The organism is Bradyrhizobium sp., from assembly GCF_019242285.1.
In the GTDB taxonomy this organism is placed as follows: Bacteria; Pseudomonadota; Alphaproteobacteria; order Rhizobiales; family Xanthobacteraceae; genus Bradyrhizobium.
Window position 1 is genome coordinate 1 of record NZ_JAFAVV010000155.1, and the last position, 3,569, is coordinate 3,569.

General features: G+C 65.8%; 3 protein-coding genes. All 3 read right to left on the bottom strand.

The annotated features are described in order from the left end of the window. Positions 1-147: 147 nt before the first annotated feature. Complete coding sequence (locus JOY90_RS05695) at positions 148-1,053, bottom strand: hydroxymethylglutaryl-CoA lyase (RefSeq protein WP_291690174.1); 906 nt, start codon at positions 1,051-1,053, stop codon at positions 148-150. 4 nt (positions 1,054-1,057) lie between these two features. After that, positions 1,058-3,064 carry an acetyl/propionyl/methylcrotonyl-CoA carboxylase subunit alpha gene (locus JOY90_RS05700; protein WP_291690175.1) on the bottom strand — a complete coding sequence of 669 codons (2,007 nt, stop codon included), beginning with the start codon at positions 3,062-3,064 and terminating at the stop codon, positions 1,058-1,060. 2 nt (positions 3,065-3,066) lie between these two features. After that, a partial coding sequence (locus tag JOY90_RS05705) for a carboxyl transferase domain-containing protein (protein ID WP_291690176.1) occupies positions 3,067-3,569 on the bottom strand: 503 nt, incomplete at its 5' end.

Below are 3,569 nucleotides of genomic sequence, written 5' to 3' on the forward strand. Positions count from 1 at the left end.
CGAAAAAGTATTCGATTGGAAGGGTGAGCTTGTGCGACGAAAAGGGTCAAAAACCCAAAATGGACGTATGGAGAGAGCGGTCGGACTGTTGAGAGAATTGGGCGTAAACTTGAACTAATGTAACGTCCACAATCGAGCTTTAATTCACTAACGTCCAGACGACCGCTTCGCGTTCAACGCATTCACCACGCGGCTCACCGGCGGGCGGCCTAGCAATCCGGCGATCTCGTTCGTCGCCGCGACGAGCTTGGCCATGTCGACGCCGGTTCTGACGCCCATGCCCTCGAGCATGTAGACGACGTCCTCGGTCGCGACATTGCCCGTTGCACCGGGCGCGTAAGGACAACCGCCGAGGCCGCCAGCGGCCGAATCGATCACCCGTGCGCCCTCCTCCAGGCCGGCGTAGAGATTCGCGAGCGCCTGGCCATAGGTGTCGTGAAAATGCATGGCGAGATGCGCGATCGGCACCTCGGTGCCGACTGCCCGCAGCATCTCTCTGGCCTTGGTCGGTGTGCCGACACCGATGGTGTCGCCGAGCGAGACTTCGTAGCAGCCAACCTCCCACAGCGTCTTCGCGACACCGGCGACCGCCTTCGGCTTGATCTCGCCGTCGAAAGGGCAGCCGAGCACGCAGGAGATATAGCCGCGCACCCTGACGCCGTCGGCCTTGGCCCGCGCCATCACCGGCTTGAACCGCTCGATCGATTCGGCGATCGAGCAGTTGATGTTGGCACGGGAGAATCCCTCCGACGCCGCCGCGAACACCGACACGACCTCGGCGCCGGCGGCACGCGCGGCGTCGTAGCCCTTCTCGTTCGGCACCAGCACGTGAAACTCGCCCGGCAGTCGGCCGACGCCGCGCAGCACCTCGTCCGAGCCGACCATCTGCGGGATCGCCTTGGGCGAGACGAAGGCGCCGACTTCGACCGTATCAAGCCCGGCTGCAACCAGCGCCTCGACGAAGGCGATGCGCGCCTCGACGCCGACCGCCGTCTTCTCATTCTGCAGACCGTCGCGCGGCCCCATTTCGATGATGCGGACCTGCTCGCTCATCACATCACGCGCCCGTCGGCTCGACCTCGGCGAGCTCGACACCCTCCTGTACGATGTCGCCGACCTTGCACTTGATCGCCTTGAGCACGCCAGCGAATGGCGCCCGCAGCGTCTGCTCCATCTTCATGACTTCCAGCGTCAGGATCGCCGCGCCCTTGTCGAGCTTCGCGCCCTCCTCCGCCAGGATCGCCACCACCGTGCCCGGCAGGGGAGCCGCGATCTTGTCCTCGCCGACCAGCTCCTCATCGTCGCCGCCGAACGGATCGACCCAGTGCAATTCGAAGCGGCCGTTGCTCGTGCGCAGATAGAGCTCGTGGCCCTCGATCACCGCGAAGATACGGGACTTCACGCCGTCAAGCGTGAGATCGCAAGTGCCATCCGCGGTCATCGACCAGGCAAAAGGCAAAACCCGGTCGCCGATCGCAAGCGTCGCCGGTCCCTTGCCGTAGCTTAGGATGACCTTCTGCTCGGCGCCCTGCCCCTGACGGAAAGCGAACACGCGCTGCCGCTGTCCGACCGGCATCCAGCCGAAGCTCTGCCACGGCGATCCGCCTTGCGCGCCCGCCGCCTTCGCCTCCTCGCCAAGAATAGCCGCGACCGCCGCACCAAGCTCCAGTTCGCCCGCCGCTGCGGGCGCCGGCGTCAATGCCTTCAACTCCCGCTCGATGAAGCCGGTGTCGATGACATTGGCCGCGACGGCAGGATGCGTCACCAGCGCCGACAGGAATGGGATGTTGGTGACGATGCCGCGGACATCGGTTTCCGTCAACCCACGGTTCAGCCGCGCGATTGCGGCGTCCCGTGTCGGCGCCCAGGCGATCACCTTGGCCAGCATCGCGTCGTAATAGGGCGACACCGCATCGCCGCCGCGATAGCCGGCATCGATGCGCAGGCCCTCCGTTTCGTTCGGCGCATGCCATGTGCGAATCTTCCCGACCGACGGCATGAAGTTCTTTGCCGGATTTTCCGCATACACCCGCGCCTCGATGGCGTGGCCGTCGATCTTGACCTGGTCCTGCTTCAGCGGCAGTGCTTCGCCGAACGCAACCCTAAGCTGCCATTCGACGAGATCGATGCCGGTGATCAATTCGGTCACGGGATGCTCGACCTGCAGACGGGTGTTCATCTCGATGAAGAACACCTCCTTGCCGTCGGAGGCGAACTCGATGGTGCCGGCGCCGACATAATCGACCGCGCCCGCCGCCTTGCGCGCGGCCGCGCAGACCGCCTCGCGCCTGCTGGCATCGAGCGTCGGCGACGGCGCTTCCTCGATCACCTTCTGGTGCCGGCGCTGCAGCGTGCATTCGCGCTCGAACAGCGAGAGCAGATTGCCGTGGCTGTCGCCGATGACCTGCACCTCGATGTGGCGGGGATTGTCGACATATTTCTCGATCAGCACGTGGTCGTTGCCGAACGCCGCGTTGGCCTCGCGCTTGGCGCTGGTGATCGCCGCCGAAAGCTCGGATGCGGCACGCACGATGCGCATGCCGCGGCCGCCGCCGCCGGCGGAGGCCTTGATCAGCACCGGAAAACCGATCTTCGCCGCCTCGCGCGCCAGCACGGCCTCGTCCTGGGCGTCGCCGTGATAGCCGGGCACCAGCGGCACGCCGGCCTGCTCCATCAGAAGTTTCGATCCGGCCTTAGAGCCCATCGCGCGGATCATCGCCGGGGTCGGCCCAACGAACACGATGTTCGCGTCGAAACAGGCCTGTGCGAATTCGGCGCTTTCGGAGAGGAAGCCGTAGCCGGGATGGATCGCCTGGGCGCCGGTCTTTCGCGCGGCCTCGATCACCCGCTCGATGTTGAGATAGCTGTCGCGCGCACGGGGTGCGCCGAGCAGCACGGCCTCGTCGGCCATCTCGACATGCAGGGCGCCGGCGTCCGCCTCGGAATAGACCGCGACGCTCGAAAGCCCCATGGCGCGCGCGGTGCGGATCACGCGGACCGCGATCTCGCCGCGGTTGGCGATCAGGAGCTTGCGGAAGCGACGGTAGGGTTTCGGGCGATCCATCGTCACATCCTGAACAGGCCGAATTTGGTCGGCTCGATCGGCGCGTTCGCAGCCGCCGACAGCGAAAGCCCCAGCACCAGCCGCGTATCGGCGGGATCGATCACGCCATCGTCCCACAGCCGCGCCGTGGCGTAATAGGGATTGCCCTGGCTTTCATATTGCGCGCGGATGGGGCTGCGGAACTGCTCCTCCTCTTCCGCGGCCCACGCCTCGCCCTTGGCCTCGATGTTGTCGCGCCGGACCTGACTCAGCACCATCGCCGCCTGCTCGCCGCCCATCACCGAAATGCGGGCGTTCGGCCACATGAACAGGAAGCGCGGACTGTAGGCGCGGCCGCACATGCCGTAATTGCCGGCGCCATAGGAGCCGCCGATCACGACGGTGAATTTCGGCACCGACGCGGTCGCCACCGCCGTCACCAGCTTGGCGCCGTCACGCGCAATGCCCCCGGCCTCGTACTTCTTGCCGACCATGAAGCCGGTGATGTTCTGCAAAAACACCAGCG